The sequence below is a fragment of the Frankia nepalensis genome, from assembly GCF_016786325.1.
Lineage (GTDB): Bacteria > Actinomycetota > Actinomycetes > Frankiales > Frankiaceae > Pseudofrankia > Pseudofrankia nepalensis.
This window is the reverse complement of the sequence record NZ_JADWYU010000195.1, coordinates 56,428-76,322: the sequence shown is the minus strand read 5'-3', so window position 1 is coordinate 76,322 and position 19,895 is coordinate 56,428. Positions and strand designations below refer to the sequence as shown.

Here is a 19,895-nt window from a genome sequence, read left to right as displayed (position 1 = left end):
GATGAAGCCGCCCCGGCGGGTGTAGAGCCGGTCGGCGCGCGAGACCCCGGGGGGCGGCGCGGACGCGGCCTCCGGCCCGGGGGACAAGGGGGCCCCCCCGCCCGGGGGCCCGGCCCGCCGCCGGACCCCGGGCGCCGCACGTCCGGCGACGCTCCGAAGGCCCTATCGGCGCCGTTCCGTCCGGCGGTTCGCCCTCCTTATCCCACCCCCCGCCCATCGAGGCCACGCGAGGCTCTGGTACCGGGGACACCGCGCGCGCAACGGCCCGGAAGTCGGGTGGGGATGGCGGCAGGATGGCGAGGCGGGCTATCCAGGTCCGCGCCGCTCTGCTGCAAAATCGGGTCATTCGAGGCGTGCGACGTCCACTCCGGATCCCGGGGTGGGCCGGCGGCGCGGTCGGGTGCGACCGCCGGTTCCACGCCCCGGTGGGGGAGGAACCAATGCGACCTCGGGACCACGGCCTCGGCGGCCTCGCGGGCCACGCCGACCGCTGGGTGATGTCCCGGGCCGACCGTCGGGTGGTTTCGTGGGACTGCTGACCCGGTTCGCCTCTCCCCGCGCCGGAGCCCGGGAGACTCGGCCCGACGACGACCTGCCCGTCGTTCTCGCCGAGCCGGAGCCGGGCTCGCCGCTGCGGCCCCGCGACCCCGCCTTCGTGGGCTCCTACCGCCTGCTGCGGCTGCTCGGCGAGGGCGGGATGGGGACCGTCTACCTCGGCGAGGCGGTCGACGGCCGCGGGGTCGCCGTGAAGGTCATCCAGTCGGAGTACGCCCGGGACCCCGAGTTCCGGGAGCGGTTCCGCGCCGAGACCGCGCACGCCCGTCAGGTCTCGGAGTCCTACACCGCCGAAGTGCTCGACGCCGACCCGGACGCGGCGCTGCCCTACCTCGTCACCGAGTTCGTCCCCGGTCCCACGCTGCGCGCGGCCGTCAACGCGGGCGGCCCGCTGGGCGCCGACGACCTGGCACGCCTCGCCGTCGGCATGGCCGCCGCGTTGACCGCGATCCACGCGGCCGGGATCGCCCACCACGACCTCAAGCCCGGCAACGTCCTGCTCGGCCCGTCCGGACCGCGGGTCATCGACTTCGGGGTCGCCAACGGTTTCGCCGGCCCGGCCGCCGCCCAGCAGAACGGCCGCGGTGGCCGGGGCCGAGGCCGGGGCCGAGGCCGAGGGCAGGCGGCCCAGGAAGCCGCCCAGATCGGCACGCCCGGCTACATGGCGCCGGAGCAGGCCCGCGGCGAGGAGGTCGGCCCGGCGGCCGACGTGTTCGCCTGGGCGGCGGTGATGACCTTCGCGGCCAGCGGCTCGCCGCCGTTCGGCGAGGGCACGCCGGAGGAACTGCTGCGCCGGGTGATCCACGACGCCCCGGACCTCGGCGCGTTGCCCACCGACCTGACGCCCCTGATCGCCAAGGCGTTCAGCAAGGATCCCCAGGACCGTCCCTCCGCCGGTGACCTGCTGCTCACCCTGATGGGCGAGAAGTCCGCCCAGCGCGGTTCCGAGCGCCGGCCGCCCCAGTCCCGGCCCGCCGAGCGCCGGTCGGCGCCGCCGGCCGCGCCCCGCCGGGCCTCGGCCGCCGAGCCACCCCAGGTGGCGGCCCCCGCCCGGCCGGCGATCACGCCACGGCCACTCCCGGCCATCCCGGCTGTCCCTGCCCAGCTGGCACCCGCCGCGGCCCTGCCCGCTCCGCCGCCCGCCGCCGATCATGGCGGGGCGCCGCCCGCGCCCGACCTGGTCAGCGCGGTCTCCGAGCTGGTCGCGACGGTGTCCGACCTGGCGGAGCCTGTCACGGCGGAGCCTGTCGCGGCGGAGCCGGAGCCGGTGGGCCCGCCGCCCACGGAAGCCTCGGTCCCGCCGGCACCGGTCCCGCCGGCACCGGTCCCGCCGGCACCGGTCCCGCCGGCACCGGTCGCGTCGGTCATTCCGGAGCCCGCGGCCGCCCACGTGCCCGCGGAGCCGCTGGGCGCGCCGGTGGTGGCGGACGTGTCGGTCGGTCCGGTCATTCCGGAGCCCGTGGTCGCCCGCTCGCCCGTCGGGCCGCTGGGCGGGCCGCCCTTGAACGTCCCGGTCTCGGCCGTGGTTCCGGTTTCGGTGGTGGCGGGCGTGTCGGTCGGTCCGGTCGTCGCGCCGGAGCCCGTGGTCGCCCGCTCGCCCGTCGAGCCGCAGGGCGGGCCGTCTTCGGACGTCCCGGTTCCGGCCATGGTTCCGGTCCCGCCAGCCGCCCTGGCCGTCCCGGTCGCCGACGCGGGCCTCGGGGTCGCCCCGCCACCGGCGGACGCCGCCGAGGCGGCCACGCCGAGCTGGGACGAGCCGGTCACGCCGGCCCCGCCCGCGGCCGGGGCGGCCACCGCGACCGCGCCCGCCGCGCCCGCTCCGCTGGACGCGGACCTGGACGACGCGCCGCCGGCCCGTGCCGACGCGCCGCTCCACGAGGAGAACGCGCCGCTCCGGGAGGAGGCGGTCCCGCCGATCCATGACGCGGCCGACCCGCTGTTCGGGCCGATGCCGATACCGATGGCTCCACCGGACCCGATCTCGGTGGGCCTGGTGTGGGACGCCCCCTTGCCGGCCGAGGACGGCTGGGCGGTCGCCGAGCCGTTGGCCAGCCCGGAGCCGGCCGTGGCCGGCGATCCCGCGGCCGTCGAACGGACCGCGAGCAGCACCCCAACCGCGGACCAGGAACTCTCCGCCCCGTCGCCCGCGTCCCCCGATACCGATACCGATACCGATACCGATGGCGGCGTCCCGGCTGTCGGGGCGGAAGCCCTGACCGCTGAGGCGGAGGTCACCGACGACGACGCCTGGGCACGCCTTGCCGGGTTCGTCACGACGCCGGCCCCACCCTCGGGCGCCGAGGTCACCGACGACGACGCCTGGGCACGTCTCGCCGGGTTCGTCACGGCCCCGGCCGCGGAGGCCCTCACGGCTCCAGCCGTGGAGGCCGAGGTCCGCGCCCACGAGCCGGCGGACGCTTCCGCCACCCCGCTCGCCGGCGGCGACGCCGTTCTCGTCGGCGAGGACGCGACCGCCGACGAACTGGTGACCGTCGGCGACGAGGTGATCGTCGGCGGGCGCGGCGCGGTCGGCGAGGACGCGGCCGGGGCACTGGCGGCGGTCGCGCCGCTGGTCGCCGACGCCGGCACGGAAGCGGTGGTGGACGTGCAGCCGGCCGCCCCGCCGCCGGCCGCCCCGCCGCCCGTGACCACGCTTGGTGACGTCGACATCACGATCGACTATCTGGCGGCGGCCGACGTCGCCGTGGGTGTCCCGTCTGATGTCCTCCCGCCCGCCGACACCGAGGAGAGGGCGCTCGCGGCCGTCGAGGCCGAGGACGATGGGGGCATCGAGGACGAGGGGGACGTCGCCGAGATCACCGTCGCCGAGGTCGCGGTCGCTCAGATCACCGTCGCGGACCTCGTCGACGCGCCCCAGTCCGCCGCGGCCGGCGACGGCCCGAGCCTCGCGGGCGTCGAGCAGGTGCCGACGCCGGACGCGGCCACGCCCGGCCAGCCCGCGGCCGCCCGGGTCGCGGATACCGAGGGGGAGGCGACGGCGGCCCCCGCGCCGGCCCCGGCCTCGCCGGTGGGTGCCGAGCTGGTGCTGGCGCCGCGGTTCGACCCGGTGGCGGCCATCGCCCAGCTGCTGCCGCCCGGCGTCCTCGCGGCCCGCGAGGCGGACGTGGAGATCGACGTCGACGGCGTGATCGACGTCGGGCCTGACTGGATCCAGGAGACCGGCGGTGGTCCCGAGCCGCCGCTGCCGCCGATCCGGCTCGCCGACCTGCACTCCCTCTGGGAGGACGAGGTCGATCTCGACGCGCCGCCGGCGGTGCCGAACCCGCCGCCGGCCGTGCCGGACCCGCCGACCGGCACTGCCCTGGCAGTTCGGCCCGAGCCGCCGCTGCCCAGCCCGGCCACGCTGGCCTGGCCCACCGTCCCGCCGAGCTGGGCGGAGCCGGCGGCGGTCGACGGCGCCATGGCCTCGGGGCCGCTCGCCATCACGGCGGGCCCGTCCGGGACCGATCCGGCGGCGCCGGAACTGGCCGACGCGGCTACGACGGCGACCACCCCGACCACCCCGACCACCTCACCGGCGACCCCCGCGTCGCCGGCCGCCCTCACCTCACCGGCCACCCAGGACGCCCCGCGGAAGCCAGGCGCCCGGGCACGCGCCGCCGCCGCGCGCCGGGGGGCCCGGCGGCGCCGAACCGTCACGATCCTGGTCGCGATCGTCGTCGCGGTGCTGGCGGCGGCGGTCCCGCTCGCCCTGCGCTCGGGCGACACGGCGGTGGTCGGTCCCGAGGCGGCGCCGACGGCCGGCCAGCCCGCCGCGGCGCCGACCACGGCCGGCCAGCCGGCCTCGAGCACCACGCCCACCTCGGATCCGGCCGCGCCGACGGCGGTGCCCAGCGCGGCGTCGCCCAGCGCGGTCGCTCCGGCCGTGCCGAGTGACGGACGGCCGGGGGTGCCGGGCCTGTTCCTGCAGCCGATGGCGGGTGCCGTCACGGTCAAGGTCATCGAGCCGTTCAGCGGCGGCCCGGTGACGTCGTACACGGTGACGGCCGACCCGGGTGGCGTGCGTACCCTGACCAAGCCCGGAACCATCGAGTTCCGGGTGAACCGGTGTGCCGAAATCGCCGTGACGGTCCAGGCGACCGGCCCGAACGGCGCGTCGGAGCCTTCGGCGCCCATGCGAGCCATGGGCTGCGTCCCGCCCGGCCCGCCGGGTGGCGTCCTGGCGGTGCCCGACGGCCGGGGCCACCTGATCATCGGCTGGGAGACGCCGACCAGCGTGGGCGGCAACCAGGTCACCCTGACGTACGAGGTCACCGTCTACCGGACGGGCCCGTCCGGCGTCACCTCCGAGACCCACACCGTCTCCGGCCACTCGTACACCCGCACGGCGCCGACGGCCGCGGACCCGTACTTCCGGGTCACCATCGCCGCCCGGAACGCGGCCGGGGCCGGCCAGGCCGTCGTCGCCTGGGAGCAGTAGCGCCAAAGGCCTGGGTCGGCGGGCCGGCCAGCCCTCGGCTACAAGGGGGGTTAGGCCTACCCGCGGTGGCGGTTCAGGCCCATCGAACGAAGAACGTCGCGTTTCTAGCGTGAGTGCTGCTACCCGCAGAGTTCGAATCACTCACCTGGAGCGACCCAATGGCAGCCTTGACAACGACCTTCGCCCTGGAGACCCAGGACCTGACCCGAACTTTCGGTGAGGGCGCCGGCACCGTGCAGGCCCTCGCCGGCGTCGATCTCGCCTTCCCTCGCGGCTCCTTCACCGCCGTGATGGGGCCCTCCGGCTCCGGCAAGTCCACCTTCCTGTCCTGCGTGGCCGGGATCGACCGGCCCTCCGCCGGCCGGGTGCTGCTCGCCGGCACCGACGTGACCAGCTGGGACGAGGACCGCCTGGCCCGGCTGCGCCGGCGGCGCATCGGCTTCGTCTTCCAGGACTTCCAGCTGATGCCCTACCTGACCGCCGAGCAGAACGTCGGCCTGCCGTGGCGGCTGTCCGGGCGGCGCCCCGACCGGGCCCGGGTACGCGGCCTGCTCGACCGCGTCGGGCTCGCGGACCGCGCCCACCACCTGCCCGCCCGGCTCTCCGGCGGGCAGCGGCAGCGGGTCGCGATCGCCCGCGCCCTGGTCGCCGAACCGGACGTGATCCTCGCCGACGAACCGACCGGCGCGCTCGACTCCGCGACCGCCCGCGGCGTGCTCGCCCTGCTGCGCGCCTGTGTCGACGAACTGGGCCAGACCGTGGTCATGGTCACCCACGACCCCGTGGCCGCGGCCTACGCCGACACGGTCGTGTTCCTCGTCGACGGCCGGGTCGCCGGCCGCATCGAAGCGCCCACCGTCGACGCGGTCGCCGCCCGCCAGGCCCACCTCGACGAGCAGGCGGTGTCGCGATGACCGGGATGACTGGGATGACCGGCCTGGCACTGAGGTCGCTACGACACCGGCTGACCGCCTCGGTCGCAACGTTCCTCGCGGTGCTGTTCGGCACCGTGCTCATCGGCGCTTTCGCCACGCTCGCGGAGACCGCCTTCGCCATCGACGGCGTCACCGCGGAACAGGAGGCCGACCAGGAGACCCTTACGATCATGGGGATCGTCGTCGGCAGCTGGGGCACGGTCATCGTGCTCTTCGCCGTCGCCTCGACGGTCGGCATCACGGCCGCGCGGCGGGCCGGCGAGATCGGGCTGCTGCGCACCATCGGCGCCACCCCGCGCCAGGCCCGGCGGCTGATCTGCCGGGAGGCGCTGGCCGTCGCGGTCTGTGGCGCGCTCATCGGCGCCGTGCTCGCCGCCGGGGTCGGCTGGCTGCTGCTCGATCTGCTACGGGGGGAGCTCGTCGCCTCGTCGGTCGAGTTCCGAGGCGGCCCCGCGTCGGTCGGCGCCGCCGCCGCCCTGGTCACGCTGACCAGCGCCGTCGCCGCCGCCATCGCGGCCCGGCGCGCGACCCGCGGCCCGGCCAGCCTGACGCTGCGCGAAAGCGAGGCCGAGACGGGCCGGATGCGCTGGTACCGGGTGGCCGTAGCGCTGCTCCTGATCGGCTACGGCGTCGGGCTCGGAGCCGTGACCATCTTCGTGATGGCGGACTCCGACGACCCGTACGCGGCCATGCAGACGAGCGGGTCGAGTTCCATCCTCGTGGGGGTCGGCTTCGCGATGCTGGCTCCGGCGCTGCTGCGCTGGGTGTCCGCCCCGGCCGCGCGGCTGCTGGCCCGGGTCGGCGGCCGCGGCGCCGGCTACCTCGCGGCGTACAACACCTCGCGGCGGGCGCACCGGCTCGCCAGCGTGCTCGCCCCGGTCATCGTGCTCACGTCGGGGGCGATCGGCACGCTCATGCTGGTCAGCATCGACTCCCGCACCCTCGCCGGCACGGGAGACTACGAGGAGACCGTCAACCTGCTCAACAACGTCGTCGTGGGGATGGTCTCCCTGTTCGCGGCGATCATGGTTGTCAACGCCTTCGCCGCCGGTACCGCCGACCGGCGGGCCGAGCTGCGCCGCCTCTGGCTCCTGGGCGGGACTCCGGCGCAGATCAGGCGCTCCCTGGCCGTGGAGGCCGGCATCGTCGCCGCCGTCGGCCTCGTCGTCGGAACCCTGGGGTCGCTGGCGACCATCGTCCCGTTCTCCATCGCCCGCGACGAGGGCGTCGTTCCCGACGCCCAGCTGTGGATCCCGGCCGTGATCGCGGTCGCCGTCGTCCTGCTCGTCCTGACCGCGGCCCGTGTCGCGGCCCGCGCCACCATCCGCGTCGCGGTCCAGGAGGTCAGATGACGCGCCACATGACGACGTGCGGTCCGATATGCGGCTCCTCCCACTGTTCGCCGCGGCTGGTCAGGCCAGCCCGCTGGTAGAAGGGGACCGCGCGCAGCCGGGCGTTGCACCACAACAGCCCACCGCCCTGGGCGCGAACATGGTCGATCGCGGCCGCGAGCAGTCGGGAACCGACGCCGCGGCCGCGCATCGTCTCGTCCGTCGCCATTCCCCGCAGGCGCCAGCCGGGCGCTCCCCACGGGGACTCCTCCCGCAGCACCGTCACCGTCCCGACGACAGCCCCGTCCGGCAGCACGGCGACCACGTGCGCGGTGTCCGGCTCGTCGTCCCGTGGGAACACCACGTCCCGAACCGTCTGGTGTGGCCGCAGCACCCGCTGCCGCAAGGGCAGCGTCGCCTCGGACCCAACCCGCTCGAGACGGACCTCCACCAGCTCCTCGGCGCCCATGCTCCCAATTCTCGCCGTTCCGTCCGTGCCCGATCGCTGGTGATCTGGTTGGCGGCGGCTGATCTGACCGCCGCCGCCGGCATGGCCGGCGAACCGGCGCCGGTCGCCGGCCGGGCGGCCTACGACGCTTCCCGTGGACGATCATGTTCCGCGGCTCTGGACCGCCGATCCGCGCACACAACCGGCGATCGATCTTCGACCCGCCTCAGCCTGGTCTCGCCGGTAGATCACCAGATCTGTACGAAGTTCATGGACGAAACGGGCGGAAGTCGCCGGACAGTGCATACATCTGACGATCAAGGAGGTCGTCGGGCCCCCGGCAGGCCAATGGTCATCGGATGTGTACGCGGATCGGCGACCGAGCGGCCCTGGCAAGATCTGTGAGTGTCCACGGGAAGGCCTAGCCCGCGGCCGGCTGTAGCTCGGCGATCTCGACCGTGGGCAGCACGCGGGCGATCCGCCAGAGGCCGAGCCAGCTCTGGGGGAAGACCGACTGGTCGACCAGCGCGGCGTGCGCCCCCGGGTCGGGGTCGGCGCAGGCGTCGGCGCAGACGATGACCTCGTAGCCGGCGTCGAACGCCCACCGGGTGGTGGACAGCACCGTCCCCGAGGTCGCCACGCCGGCGATCACGACCTTGCGGATGCCAGCGGCGCGCAGCAGTTCGGCCAGGTTCGTGGTGGCGAAGGCACCGATGGTGGTCTTGCCGAGCACCGGCTCGTCGCCGGCGGGCGCGAGCAGGGGGTGGATCTGGTCGCTCATTCCTTCCGGGACGACGTGGAACACGGGTAGCCCCGCCGTCCGGGCCGCCACCAGCGCGTTCGCCGCATGCTCCGCTACGGCGGCGTCGTGGCTGAAGTTGTCGACGATGTATGTCACGAAGTCCAGGGCCAGGAAGGCGGCCGGGGCGGTGTCCGGTTGGCCGGCCAGAGTCATCGGGTTCTCCTTCGGGGCAGCGCGGCCGCGGTTCGCGGCCCGAGGCGCCGATGCCGTGCCAGCCGGGCAGGGTGGCGCGCGGCTAAAATCGGAGAGTGCGCCCCGGTTAGCCGACCATACCGGAGACTGCGCCCCGGTTGTGCCGGTTCGAGGCGAGGAGGCCCGGGATGGTGGCGGAGAGCCGGCCGCTGCGCGCGGACGCCCGGCGCAACCGGGACCGGCTGTTGCAGGCGGCGAGGGACGCGTTCGCCGCCGAGGGGCTGTCCGTCTCGCTGGACGAGATCGCGCGCCGCGCGGGCGTGGGACCGGGCACCCTCTATCGTCATTTCCCGACCAAGGAGGCGCTGTTCGAGGCCGTCGTGCACGAGCGGCTCGATCCGCTCCTGGCCGAGGCGCGCGCGCTGCGCCGTGCCGACGATGCCGGCGCGGCCCTGTTCGCGTTCGTCGAACGTCTCGTGACCGACGCCGCGACAAAGGCGGACCTCATCGACGCCATCGCCAGCGCGGGCGCCGAGTTGCAGACGACGGTCGCCACGACGACGGCGGGCCTTTGGGAGGAGATCGGCCACCTCCTGGCCCGCGCTCAGGCCAGCGGCGCCATCCGCGACGACATCGACATTGCCGACCTCACGGCCGTTCTGTCCGGCGTGCTGCTCGCTCTACGCCACCACGCGAACCAAGGCGCCAACCCCCACCGCACCCTGGCCATCCTCCGCGACGGCCTCCGCCCCCGCCCAGCCACTGCCTGAGACGCCCACGCTCCGGCCTCAGCGATCACCCCCGGCTATCCACCGATGACCGTGCCCGCCCTGGGCCGCCGGCCGCTGTCGCCGGCGAAGTGAGGCGGTCGGGACGGCTACTCCTGGTCATTTACCGGTTGTTGGTGCGCGGTGAACAGGCGCAGATCGCGTCGGTCCCTGCCGCGCAGGTCCACGATCGACTGGATCCGCGTGAACCATCGAGGAGAGCGATGCCCCGATGGGTTTGGCGATTCCGTTTCCTGGCCTCCCGTCGGCGGAACCGCGCGACATGATCGAAGGCCTGCCCGACTTGGGATACACCGGCGCCATCCGGTCGTCGCCCCGGTGAGTCCGCCGGCTGTATACCATCGTCCGCCGATGGGGCCGGGGAGCGCCGGCTCGGCTGGCCGCTGCCGCAGAAATCGCCTACCGTCCTCAAACGGAGAGCGCCACCGGGGTCTACCGGTGGCGTTCCGAAGAAGTGTCGGTTTTCCGCTGGAATCTAACACTGTCCGTTCTACCAAAGCCGATCGTTGTTCACACCGCTATGCCGCTACACCGCCGGCGCGGGCCCTGGAACCGGCGCCGGCGCCGGCAGGACCGGAACAGGAGATGTCGCCGGCGCGGGAGCGACCAAGGAGGGCTGTCCCGCCGCGGGGCTCCAATCCCCCGGGTAATGGCCGCTACGGTCCCCCCGGTGCTTGCTGAACCAGAGCACCTTCTCGAAGGTGACCTTGATCTTCTTCTTGGCGATCGCCTTGTCGTGCTTGCGGTGGTCGGGGAAGTAACCGGCTGGCTGGTAGGCGCCGACCCCGTCCGGGCCCGCGATCCCAGGGGCCGCGTAACCGAAGCCGTCGCCGTACTCGTCGCCGTACTCGTCGCCATACTCGTTGCCGTACGGGTCGCCGTACTCGTTGCCGTACGGGTGGCCGTATGGGTCGCTGTAACGGTGGTGCTTCTTGTCCTTGTTGTCGAACCAGATGACCTTCTCGAGCTTGGCCGTGATCTTCTTTTTCTTGATGTTCTTGTGGTGGTCCTTCTCGTAGTAGCCGTCCTGCATGGGCGCCAGCAGCGCCGCGGCGGCGGGATCGACGGCCTCGATGGGATCGACGGCCCCGACGGGATCGGCAGCCGTGGCGGGCCCGGCCAGGTCGGCGAGCTCGAGCTGGCCGTCCTCGCCCTCGTCGCCGTACTCGTCGCCGTACTCGTTGCCGTACGGGTGGCCGTATGGGTCGCTGTAACGGTGGTGCTTCTTGTCCTTGTTGTCGAACCAGATGACCTTCTCGAGCTTGGCCGTGATCTTCTTTTTCTTGATGTTCTTGTGGTGGTCCTTCTCGTAGTAGCCGTCCTGCATGGGCGCCAGCAGCGCCGCGGCGGCGGGATCGACGGTCCCCATGGGAGCGACATCCGTGGCGGGATCGACGGCCTCGATGGGATCGACGGCCCCGGTGGGATCGGCAGCGCCAGCGGGATCGACCGCGTCGGCGAGCCAGGACTGGTCGTCGTAGCTCTCTTCCTGGTCGGTGTCGTCCGCGTAGCCCGGGTAGTCGTCGTAGCCGTATTCCTCGTCGCCCTCGTCCGCATAGTCGCTGTAGTCGCCGCGAGGGTCCCAATGCTTATTCTCGTGGTGCTTCTTATTCTTGTTGTCGAACCAGACGACCTTCTCGAAGGTTACAGACTCCTTCTCTTTCTTCAGCGTCGGGCCGTGCTTCGGCTCCAAAGCCTGCGCGGCCGTCGCGCCCGAGCCGAGAGCCACGGCGACGGACACGAGGCTCGATGCGGCCAGGATGGCCGCTCGCTGCCCAATTATCTTTGTCATCCAGAACCTTTCCGATGGCTGCTGACCTTGTGGCGGCGTGTTTCTGCGGGCGACAACATAAGTCGGCGTGGGCCTTGGCGGTGGCAGCGAGAACCGGGCGTGTTGCCCGCGGCCTCGAACGTCTCTTCTGGCACGTTTTGAAGGCTGCGGGAATGCTGTGGGCGGCGATCTGGGTATCTGCCTGCCGGTACGATGGCGACCCTCAGTAAAAGCTGTCTCGGAGTAACGAAGGCGAACCCTCGGCGGCCCTGTCCATCCTCCGCGATGGCCTTTGTCCTGGCTCGGCCCCCGCCTGGGGCGCCTATTTCGTGCCTCGGCAACTCGCCGCTCCGGCTGTACGCCCATGGCCCTGTCGCCGTGGGTCATAGGCCACCGCCGCCGCCAGGGCGGGGTGATGGGGTTCGCTACCCCTGGTTGTGTATCGTTTGTCGCCACAAGCGGTGAACGGGTGTGGATCGCGCCAGTCTGTGCTGCACAGATCCACGATCGACTGGATCCGCTTGAATCATTGAGGAGCGCCGCGTCCCGACGGATTTGGTGATCCAAATTCCTGGCCCCGTTGGCGGAACAGCACGAGATCAGGGACGCCCTGCCCGGCCTCGGTTACCCCGGCGCCTGGTCGGCCATCGCCGGCCACCGGCCACCGGCCACCCGCGGCGCGAGATCAGCGGCGCGGGTAGCCGACGCGGGTGGTCACCGAACCGGCTGGTGCGCGGCCGGTCCAGTCACGGGAACCACCGCTGGATCCGACTCGATCCGAACTTGGCCTTGTCTTCGACGTACAGCGCGGGCGGGTCGTCGAAGCTCCGCTCGGCCGCTGTCGGCCGCGGAAGGTGACGTCGACGCGGGCCACCCGGTCGCCGCCGAACTCGATGTGGCAGATTCCTCGTCCGTCGTATGTCGACGAGGTCGGCTGCCCGTGGTGTCGGGTGATGATCTCGTCGGCGACCGCCGCCTGCCCTTCGGCGAAGACACCGGCCTTGGGCGTGCCCACGCTCGTGACATCGCCGACTGCGTACACGTTCGCGAACGCGGTCTCGAGGGTGCGTGCATCGACCGGGATCCAGCCGTCGACGCACATCCCGAGTCCTGTACCACCTTCGGAGCCCTGTGCACCGGGACGCCGAGGAACAGGTCGAATGGCATTTCGTCGCCGTCGGAGAGCATCGCGACCCGGCGGGCCGGGTCGAGCGCGCGTACCAGCCGCTGTGGATGCCAGGCGATGCCGCGTTCCGCGAAGGCCGCGAGCAACGCCTCCGACGCGGCGGGCGACGGTGGGATGGGCGCGCCGAGCGGCATGACCAGCGAGATCTCGCTGGACTCCCGCAGGCCACGACCGACCAGGAAGTCGTGGACCAGCAGGGTCGTCTCGCTCGGCGCTGGCGGGCATTCGAACGGCGTCGAGGTGACGGCCGACCACCCGCCCGCCGCCGAACTGGTCCAGCACCGCCCGCGTCGCGAACGCGCCCGCCACGGTGTAGAACTCGTGCCCGGCCTCGACGACGAGCCCTGGCGTCGCCGCCGCCGGGTGCAGGTCGGCGCCGAGCGCGACGACCATGATGTCGCCCTCGAACGGGCCGGCATCCGTCTCGACCGCCGGGCCTCGGGATCGATGGCGCGGATCGCGGCCTGCACGAACCGCACCCCGGGCCTGACCTCGTCTCGGTAACGGAGCACCGCGTCCTCGGTGGTACACCGAACATCACGTCGAGCTTGGAGCAGCCGAACACGAAACCGTCCGCCTGGTCGACCAGGACGATCTCGATGTCATCACTCAGCTCCTCGGACAGCCGGGCCGTCAGCTCCAGCCCCCGAATCCAGCTCCCAGCGCCAGCACTCGCATGTTCGAACTCCGAGGTGTCGTGTGGCGGTGCCGACCGCGCCTCAGAAGCGCCTGGTCAGGCGCCCGGCTGCGGGACGATGCGCAGGTAGGGCTTCGGCGCCTCCCAGGTGCCGAAGATCTCCTTGGCCTGCTCGTTGTTCACCGAGCCGGCGATCACGACGTCCTCGCCCTGCTTCCAGTTCACCGGGGTGGCGACCTTGTGCTTCGCCGTCAGCTGCAGCGAGTCGATCACCCGCAGGACCTCGTCGAAGTTGCGGCCGGTGGTCATCGGGTAGACCAGGATCAGCTTGATCTTCTTGTCCGGCCCGATGACGAAGACGTTGCGCACGGTCTGGTTGTCCGCGGCGGTGCGGTCGGCTGGGTCGCCGCTGACGTCGGCGCCCAGCATGCCGTACGCCTTCGAGATCGTGAAGTCGGCGTCCCCGATCAGCGGGTAGTTGGGCGCGGTGCCCTGCGTCTCCTCGATGTCCTTGGCCCAGCCCTCGTGCAGCTCGACCGGGTCGACCGACAAGCCGATGATCTTCACGCCGCGGCGGTCGAACTCCGGCTTGATCGACGCGACGTAGCCCAGCTCGGTCGTGCAGATGGGCGTGAAGTTCTTCGGGTGCGAGAAGAGCACCGCCCACGAGTCGCCGATCCAGTCGTGGAAGGAGATCGAGCCCTCCGTGGTCGCGGCCACGAAGTCAGGGGCGGTGTCGCCGATGGTCAGAGTCATCGTTGTCTCCGTCGGTGAGAGGGTCCGGCGCGCGGCGCCGGGTTCTGTCGGGTCAAGAAGAACTCTACGAACGCCCCGTTCCCTGAGTGCTCCCTGGCGCCGCGGCGGTCGCCTGGCGCCGTGAGCACGTCACCCAGAAGGGCTGCTCGGCCTTCTCGTCCAGCGTCGCGGCCGCCTGGAGCCGCGACCGGGCCCGCGCCAGGTCGCCGTCGGCCGCGTCGACGCTGCCGGTGACGCCGCCGGCCGCCCGGTCCTCGTAGACGTCCTCGGGCGGCAGCCCGTCCCGACAGAGCTCCATGGCGCCGTGGTTGGCGTCGGCGTCCTGGGCCCGGCGCGCCGCGGCGGCGTACGTCCGTAGTCGTCCATGTTGCCCCCGAGCCCTCGAGCCCTGGCGCCCCGGCGACCCGGCGCCGCTCCGACGGAGGCGTCGAGAGGGGCACCGACAGGCCGGCCTCGCGGCTCACCGGCCATCCGGTCGGTGAGCGACCACCGATCGAACCACACCGCCGAAGAAGCGGCCGCGGCCGGTCTCCACGCGGAAGAGTCGGCCGTTTGTCCGACAATGATCCGTCTTGTACTATGCGCCCAGGTTCCCGTGATCACCCAAATTATCTGAATGCTCCCCGGTTCAGGAAGAAAAGGAACTTCGTATGTCGATGACCCCCAATCGTCTGACGAAGGCGTTCGCCGCCGTGACTCTCGTCGGTGCTCTCGGAGTGACGGCCGCTGCCTGTTCGAGCAGCGGCGACAACGACGCCGCGTGCTCGTCGATCGAGCAGAGCATCGAGGATCTCAACACGACCACCGCGTCGCAGGTCAGCGACCCCACCGCGATGGGGAAGACCTACCACGAGCAGGCGGAGGCGATCCGGGCCAGCGCCAACGGCGCGAGCGGTGACGTGAAGACCGCCGGCCTGAAGGTCGCCCAGGCGGTGGACGACCTGGGCACGTTCGTCGAGGGCCTCGCCAACTCCACGTCCACGACCCCGCAGATGCCGGACAACACCGCGCTGATCAGCGCGGGTACCGAGCTGCAGAACGCCTGCAACTGATCTACCGTTCGCCGGAGCATTCGAGTCCTCCGGCGACCCCGTGGGCTCGGCCGTCGCGGCGCGCCGGGCCCACGGCACGGGTGTCGTCGGCCCGGCGCCGTGACGGGCACCGGCCGACGACGAAATCTGTCAGAAATCCGACAGAAGGCGAAGCCTGACGGAAATCCGACAGATTCCGGCGTACACGAGACTGCCTGAAGGCCCAGGAGCTGAACAGCCGGACCGCAATAGGCCCTCGGAATGGCAAGGCCGGCGCGATCGCCGCACTGTGGCTCGCGCGGTTGACGCGCCGGGTCGCCTCGAATGTCACGGCCCGACCCGGCCGACGGCCCGCCAGGGCCGACGGGTGGTGCTTGTTCGGCTGGCCTGGAACTGGCCACCTGACCCCATGAGCCGGCGCCCTCGCGGGCGTCTGTAGGGGGACCATCCAGGTCGTCACCGCACGGCGAAGTCGGCCACAGTGGCGGCGTGCGCGGCATTCACTGCCACAAGGGCGAAGCTCGGCAGGCGTGGCGCGGGCCGGTTACTTCCGATTCCCGGCCGCGGAGCCGTCCGCGTCGCCGATCGCCCGCGCGTAGCGCCGCGAGAGGGTCCGCAGATTCGCGACCAGCTCGGGCGGCTCGGTGACCGAGAAGTCCAGGCCGAGCATGCTGATCCAGACGGCGACGACCTCGAAGCTGTCGCCTCCGGTGACCAGGACGGACTCGGTGTCGCTGATCGCCTCGACGGTGCCGACGGCCGGGTTGATCCGAGCGAGTACCTCCTCGGCGGACGCGTGCACGCGGATTCGGGCGCCCACCGCCCAGCCGGTGCGGGCGACCTCGCGGACCACGAACTCGGTCAGGTCGCCGGGAAACGAGGCAGGCGTGAACCGGCGTCCGCCCGTCCGCGGCCGCAGCCAGTCCACCCGGTACGGCGCCCACGTGCCGGTCGCCGGGTCGCGGCCGACCAGGTACCAGCGCCGCTGCCAGCCGACCAGGTGGTAGGGCTCGATCTCGAGGCGCTGGTCGCGGTAGTCGCAGCGCAGGCTCCGGTGGTCGCGGATCGCGGCGGCCAGCTCATAGAGCAGGTTCGGGTCCGCGGCCGGGTCCTCGACGTTGGAGTCTGTGTTGACCGGGCCGGCGCTGGTGGCCTGGCGCAGCGCGGCCAGCCGGCGGCGCAGCTTGTCGGGCAGCACCTGCTCGAGCTTGGTGAGCGCGCGGCCGCTGGTCTCCTCGAACCCGGCCATTCCGGTCGCCGCGCGCAACGCGACCGCCACGGCCACCGCCTCGTCCTCGTCAAGCAGCAGCGGCGGCAGCTTGGCGCCCGCGCCGAGCCGGTAGCGCCCGCCCGGCCCGCGGACGGCGTCAACCGGGTAGCCGAGTTCCCGCAGCCGCGCGATGTCCTTGCGCACCGTGCGGTCGGTGACGTCGAGGCGCTCGGCGAGCTCGGCGCCGGACCAGTCGACGCGTGACTGCAGCAGCCCAAGCAGGGCCAGCAGGCGGGCAGACGTCTCGCGCACATCGGTCAGAATAGCGGAACGAAACGTTCCTGAACCGCTCCTATGGTTGAGACACCAGCCCATCCGGGAACGGGAGACAGACGATGATCACCAGCGCGACCACCGGCGACACCACCGAGATCCGTCCCTTCCGCGTCGAGGTCCCGCAGGCTGACCTCGATGACCTCCGCGAACGCCTGGCGCGCACCCGCTTTGCGCCCGCGGCTCCCGGCGACTCGTGGGACTACGGCACGCCGGTGTCCTATCTGCGCGACATGGTCGAGCGCTGGCAGGCGTTCGACTGGCGCGAGGTCGAAGCCCGCATCAACGCCCACCCGAACTTCGTGACTGAGATCGACGGGCAGACCATCCACTTCACCCATGTCCGATCCGAGGTCCCGGGGGCGCGGCCGCTGCTGCTGGCGCACACCTACCCGGGCTCGGTCCTGGACTACCTGGACATGATCGGCCCGCTCGTCGACCCGGTCGCCCACGGCGGCCGCGCCGAGGACGCGTTCGACGTCGTGATCCCGTCGATGCCCGGCTTCGGTTTCTCGACGCCGCTGATCGGCGGCGATTGGACGATGGCACGGGTCGCCGCGGCCTACGACGTGCTGATGCGGCGGCTCGGCTACGACTCCTACGGCATCCACGGCAGCGACGGCGGCGCGATGGTCTCCCGCGAACTCGCCGTGCGCAACCCCGAGGGCTTCCTCGGCGCCCACGTGCTGCACCTGTTCTCCTTCCCGACCGGCGCGCCCGGCGAGATGGACGGGTTCGGCGAGAAGGAGTACGCCGCCCTGGGCCACCTCCAGTGGTTCCAGAGCGTCGGCGGCTACAACCAGATGAACGCCACCCGGCCCCAGACGATCGGCGCCGCCCTCGCCGACTCACCCGTCGCCGTGCTGGCCTACAGCGAGCTGTTCGAGAACTTCGGCAACGGCACCAGCCTCGTGCGACCCGAGCAGGTGCTAGCCCAGGCCAGCCTCTACTGGCTGACGAACACCTACGCCACGGCCGCCCGCTACCACTACGAGGAGCAGCGCTCCGGCACCGATCCCGTGGTCAGCCAAGGCCGGATCGGCGTCGCCGTCTTCAAGGACGACTTCCAGACGATCCGGGCGTTCGCCGAGCGGGACAACGCGAACATCGTGCACTGGTCGGAGTTCCCCCGCGGCGGCCACTTCGCGGCCCTCGAGGTTCCCGAGGACGTCGTCGCCGACCTGCGGACCTTCTTCGCCAAGGCCTGAGTCCTTCGCCAAGGGCTGAGTCCTTCGCCAAGGCCTGAGACTACGAAGCCCCCGGCGATCGCCGGGGGCTTCGGCCAGCCTGTGCTGTCCGCCCACATCGCCTCCGGAACCCTGGCCCGGTCTGACGGGTCGGCCCCGCAACTGGTGGGTGCTCCGGTCACAGCGCCCGTGCCGGTACGCGAGGCGGAAATCATGCGAGTCGAGTGGGGCTTCCGCCAGATCTGGCCGCGGGCACCGATCCACCTCGACACCCAGGAACGCGGCTTCAGGTGTGGCTGGCGTCGGTGACGGCGCCGAGGTCGTCGTGGAGCAGGGCCATCACCTCGTCGAAGTCAACGGTGAAGGACAGATCGTGGATCAGGTCGTCGATCGGGCCCGCGCTGGACGGGGAACCGTCGTCGCAGGGCGCGAGGTTGTGGTACGTGCCCTCGAAGACGGCGTTGGCCTGCCAGGCCAGCAGCGTCCAGGTGTGCCAGCGCGCCGGGCAGAGGTCTTCGACGGAGGTGACCTGGCTGGCCGCTGACCACGGCCCGGTGTGCGGGTCGACTCTGGCGTCGGCGGCACCGCGGCGCGCGTCGAGCGTCCGCAGATAGAGGGCCTCGCCGTCACTGTCAGGGGCGAGCGTGACGGTGACCGTGAGCAGCGTGTGCACACCGTCTACGGTCGACACCGGCGCGCCCGGGTGAACACGCGGCCCCGGATTGTCGTCCGGCAGGATGATCACGCATCCGGCGGCCTCGCCCGGTGTGTGCAGGCTGATCGGGGTCATCGTGCCGTTCACCCCGCGTTCCACGGCCGCGTTGAACCCGACGTCCAGGTACGCCTCCGGGTCGAACGCCGCGCACAGGTCCGGCAACGCGGTGAACGCCGCGGCGGGTTCCGTGCTCGGCCTGGTCGACGCGGAAGGACCCGAGCTCATCCCGGAGCCGGCGTCCCCGTCTCCGTCTCCTGAGCAGCCGGTCGCGAGGGCGAGCACCAGACTGACCACCGTGGCGACGCCCGCGAACGAGCCACGCCAGCCCGACCCGGGCCGGGTGTCCGAATCCACCGGCGCGCCAGGGCTTCCGCCAAGGGCCATCGCAGACTCCAGGATCAAACGGGCCATGAATCGCGGCGCTCGGTCCCCCAGATCCACACTGACAGCCGCGGCCTGACCGCGAGAACACCTTGAGCAGTCCCGACCTATCGCCTAGGCGACAGCGCCCCCCGTCGTCAGCGGCGCCGCCGAGAGCCTGTTCGACCTGATCGTGAACGTCGGGCTCTACGCCGTGGCCGGGCTGCGCGCCGCGCCAGGCTGCGCGCCGCGCCAGGCTGCGCGCCGCGTGCGGAGACGGGCATGGCTTGGCGGTTGTGGCTCATGGCCGTGTGTAACGGAGTTGCGCCCCGACTGCCGTCGCCGGATTGCCGTCAAGCGGGCCAGCGCCGAAACGCGGCATGGCCCTGGACCCACAATTGTCGGTTCAGGGCCATGCCGATGGGCCGTAAAGTCTTGTTGGCGACTTGTCGGCGCGTACCCGCGGCGATTCGTCGCGCAGCCCTATGGACCGCGGTTTCAGCGCCGAGTCAGCGCTGCTCCAGGCTGCCCAGCGACAGTTGGCACCTCGACCGACAATGTGGAGGAGCCAGCCATGAATGCAGATAAGTTCTCGACGCCCGCCCGGACGCGGCGCCGTCGCGTGGCCGGAATCGCCGTGGCCGGGTTGGTCGCGCCGTTCGCGGCCATGACGCTGTTGTCGCCAGCGTCGGCCGCCACCTACCAGTGCAACGGCCTGACGGCCACCGTGGTGGGCACCGCCGGCGCGGACTACCTGGTGGGATCGAGCGATGCCGATGTGATCGTCGGGCTCGGCGGCAACGACCGGATCGCGAGTCTCGAGGGCAACGACGTCGTGTGCGGCGACGGCGGCGACGACTTCGTCGTCGGCTGGACCGGCGACGACCAGATCTTCGGTGGCGAAGGCAACGACGACCTCCGCGGGTTCATGGGCAACGACCGGGTGTTCGGCGGCAGCGGCGACGACCTTGTCTTCGGCGGCGACGCTGTGAACCACGGCACGAACTGGGGCAACGACCTGTTGCGCGGCGACGCCGGACGGGACGAGCTGTGGGGCAGCCTCGGTCAGGACAACCTGGAAGGCGGTGACGCCGGCTACCGGGACGTACTGGTGGGGCTGGGCGGCAACGACTCGCTGAATTCCCTGGACCTCGACGCCCTCGACGTGCTCACCGCGGGCGACGGCTTCGACGTGTGCGTGCGCGACTCCGGGGACCAGTTCGTCCCCGGACAAGGCGATAACTGCGAAATCGGCTGACGGGCCGTCGATTCGTTCC

Annotated in this window: 16 protein-coding genes; 8 read left to right on the top strand and 8 right to left on the bottom strand. The window is 72.2% G+C overall.

Going from position 1 to position 19,895, the window contains the following annotated elements; genetic code table 11:
* Positions 1–526: 526 nt before the first annotated feature.
* From I6A81_RS45150 to I6A81_RS29730, 3 genes are all read left to right on the top strand, one after another.
* Positions 527–4,996 (top strand): serine/threonine-protein kinase, encoded by a 4,470-nt coding sequence (locus I6A81_RS45150; RefSeq protein WP_202999024.1) that lies wholly within the window; start codon positions 527–529, stop codon positions 4,994–4,996.
* Between the two features lie 158 nt (positions 4,997–5,154).
* Positions 5,155–5,910, top strand: a complete 756-nt coding sequence (locus I6A81_RS29735; RefSeq protein ID WP_202999023.1) for an ABC transporter ATP-binding protein — start codon at positions 5,155–5,157, stop codon at positions 5,908–5,910.
* Positions 5,907–7,283, top strand: coding sequence for an FtsX-like permease family protein (locus tag I6A81_RS29730; protein ID WP_238428066.1), 1,377 nt, complete (start codon positions 5,907–5,909; stop codon positions 7,281–7,283). The genes I6A81_RS29735 and I6A81_RS29730 overlap by 4 nt, the downstream gene beginning before the upstream one ends.
* Here I6A81_RS29730 and I6A81_RS29725 read toward each other — a convergent pair.
* Together I6A81_RS29725 and I6A81_RS29720 are read right to left on the bottom strand one after the other, a co-directional pair.
* Positions 7,276–7,731: a GNAT family N-acetyltransferase gene (locus tag I6A81_RS29725; RefSeq protein ID WP_202999022.1), complete on the bottom strand. Its 456-nt coding sequence runs from the start codon at positions 7,729–7,731 to the stop codon at positions 7,276–7,278. The genes I6A81_RS29730 and I6A81_RS29725 overlap by 8 nt on opposite strands.
* 400 nt (positions 7,732–8,131) lie before the next feature.
* A complete protein-coding gene (locus I6A81_RS29720; protein WP_202999021.1) occupies positions 8,132–8,665 on the bottom strand; it encodes a cysteine hydrolase family protein in 534 nt (177 codons plus the stop codon).
* A gap of 167 nt (positions 8,666–8,832) precedes the next feature.
* On the opposite strand from I6A81_RS29720, the gene I6A81_RS29715 reads away from it, so the two are divergent.
* A complete protein-coding gene (locus I6A81_RS29715) occupies positions 8,833–9,414 on the top strand; it encodes a TetR/AcrR family transcriptional regulator (protein ID WP_202999020.1) in 582 nt (193 codons plus the stop codon).
* 544 nt (positions 9,415–9,958) lie between these two features.
* Here the strand turns inward: I6A81_RS29715 and I6A81_RS29710 are convergent.
* Positions 9,959–11,224: a hypothetical protein gene (locus tag I6A81_RS29710; protein WP_202999018.1), complete on the bottom strand. Its 1,266-nt coding sequence runs from the start codon at positions 11,222–11,224 to the stop codon at positions 9,959–9,961.
* Positions 11,225–11,888: 664 nt separating this feature from the next.
* Positions 11,889–12,305, bottom strand: a complete 417-nt coding sequence (locus tag I6A81_RS29705; protein WP_202999016.1) for an NAD(P)/FAD-dependent oxidoreductase — start codon at positions 12,303–12,305, stop codon at positions 11,889–11,891.
* A 141-nt stretch (positions 12,306–12,446) separates the two neighbouring features.
* Between I6A81_RS29705 and I6A81_RS29700 the strand changes: the two genes are divergently transcribed.
* Positions 12,447–12,893 carry a hypothetical protein gene (locus I6A81_RS29700; RefSeq protein ID WP_202999014.1) on the top strand — a complete coding sequence of 149 codons (447 nt, stop codon included), beginning with the start codon at positions 12,447–12,449 and terminating at the stop codon, positions 12,891–12,893.
* 229 nt (positions 12,894–13,122) lie between these two features.
* Here the strand turns inward: I6A81_RS29700 and I6A81_RS29695 are convergent, their stop codons facing one another.
* Positions 13,123–13,782 (bottom strand): peroxiredoxin, encoded by a 660-nt coding sequence (locus I6A81_RS29695; RefSeq protein WP_202999012.1) that lies wholly within the window; start codon positions 13,780–13,782, stop codon positions 13,123–13,125.
* Between the two features lie 64 nt (positions 13,783–13,846).
* A complete protein-coding gene (locus tag I6A81_RS29690) occupies positions 13,847–14,080 on the bottom strand; it encodes a hypothetical protein (RefSeq protein ID WP_202999010.1) in 234 nt (77 codons plus the stop codon).
* A 358-nt stretch (positions 14,081–14,438) separates the two neighbouring features.
* On the opposite strand from I6A81_RS29690, the gene I6A81_RS29685 reads away from it, so the two are divergent.
* On the top strand, positions 14,439–14,834 hold the full coding sequence (locus I6A81_RS29685) for a hypothetical protein (RefSeq protein WP_202999008.1): 396 nt from the start codon (positions 14,439–14,441) through the stop codon (positions 14,832–14,834).
* A gap of 523 nt (positions 14,835–15,357) precedes the next feature.
* Here the strand turns inward: I6A81_RS29685 and I6A81_RS29680 are convergent.
* Positions 15,358–16,335, bottom strand: coding sequence for a helix-turn-helix transcriptional regulator (locus I6A81_RS29680; protein WP_202999006.1), 978 nt, complete (start codon positions 16,333–16,335; stop codon positions 15,358–15,360).
* An 83-nt stretch (positions 16,336–16,418) separates the two neighbouring features.
* Between I6A81_RS29680 and I6A81_RS29675 the strand changes: the two genes are divergently transcribed.
* The gene (locus I6A81_RS29675; RefSeq protein WP_202999005.1) at positions 16,419–17,564 is read left to right on the top strand and encodes an epoxide hydrolase family protein; all 1,146 of its coding nucleotides are present in this window, start codon (positions 16,419–16,421) and stop codon (positions 17,562–17,564) included.
* 265 nt (positions 17,565–17,829) lie between these two features.
* Here the strand turns inward: I6A81_RS29675 and I6A81_RS29670 are convergent, their stop codons facing one another.
* Positions 17,830–18,642 (bottom strand): uroporphyrinogen decarboxylase/cobalamine-independent methonine synthase family protein, encoded by an 813-nt coding sequence (locus tag I6A81_RS29670; protein ID WP_202999004.1) that lies wholly within the window; start codon positions 18,640–18,642, stop codon positions 17,830–17,832.
* Between the two features lie 550 nt (positions 18,643–19,192).
* Here I6A81_RS29670 and I6A81_RS29665 point away from each other — a divergent pair.
* Positions 19,193–19,876 (top strand): calcium-binding protein, encoded by a 684-nt coding sequence (locus tag I6A81_RS29665; RefSeq protein ID WP_202999003.1) that lies wholly within the window; start codon positions 19,193–19,195, stop codon positions 19,874–19,876.
* Positions 19,877–19,895: the final 19 nt, after the last annotated feature.

What these genes read in the sequence shown, in the direction of transcription:
- I6A81_RS29735 (WP_202999023.1), top strand. Translation starts at nt 5,155, where the DNA reads ATGGCAGCCTTGACAACGACCTTCGCCCTGGAGACCCAGGACCTGACC.
- I6A81_RS29730 (WP_238428066.1), top strand. Translation starts at nt 5,907, where the DNA reads ATGACCGGGATGACTGGGATGACCGGCCTGGCACTGAGGTCGCTACGA.
- I6A81_RS29725 (WP_202999022.1), bottom strand. Translation starts at nt 7,731, where the DNA reads ATGGGCGCCGAGGAGCTGGTGGAGGTCCGTCTCGAGCGGGTTGGGTCC.
- I6A81_RS29720 (WP_202999021.1), bottom strand. Translation starts at nt 8,665, where the DNA reads ATGACTCTGGCCGGCCAACCGGACACCGCCCCGGCCGCCTTCCTGGCC.
- I6A81_RS29715 (WP_202999020.1), top strand. Translation starts at nt 8,833, where the DNA reads ATGGTGGCGGAGAGCCGGCCGCTGCGCGCGGACGCCCGGCGCAACCGG.
- I6A81_RS29710 (WP_202999018.1), bottom strand. Translation starts at nt 11,224, where the DNA reads ATGACAAAGATAATTGGGCAGCGAGCGGCCATCCTGGCCGCATCGAGC.
- I6A81_RS29705 (WP_202999016.1), bottom strand. Translation starts at nt 12,305, where the DNA reads ATGTGCGTCGACGGCTGGATCCCGGTCGATGCACGCACCCTCGAGACC.
- I6A81_RS29700 (WP_202999014.1), top strand. Translation starts at nt 12,447, where the DNA reads ATGCCGCGTTCCGCGAAGGCCGCGAGCAACGCCTCCGACGCGGCGGGC.
- I6A81_RS29695 (WP_202999012.1), bottom strand. Translation starts at nt 13,782, where the DNA reads ATGACTCTGACCATCGGCGACACCGCCCCTGACTTCGTGGCCGCGACC.
- I6A81_RS29690 (WP_202999010.1), bottom strand. Translation starts at nt 14,080, where the DNA reads ATGGAGCTCTGTCGGGACGGGCTGCCGCCCGAGGACGTCTACGAGGAC.
- I6A81_RS29685 (WP_202999008.1), top strand. Translation starts at nt 14,439, where the DNA reads ATGACCCCCAATCGTCTGACGAAGGCGTTCGCCGCCGTGACTCTCGTC.
- I6A81_RS29675 (WP_202999005.1), top strand. Translation starts at nt 16,419, where the DNA reads ATGATCACCAGCGCGACCACCGGCGACACCACCGAGATCCGTCCCTTC.
- I6A81_RS29670 (WP_202999004.1), bottom strand. Translation starts at nt 18,642, where the DNA reads ATGGCCCTTGGCGGAAGCCCTGGCGCGCCGGTGGATTCGGACACCCGG.
- I6A81_RS29665 (WP_202999003.1), top strand. Translation starts at nt 19,193, where the DNA reads ATGAATGCAGATAAGTTCTCGACGCCCGCCCGGACGCGGCGCCGTCGC.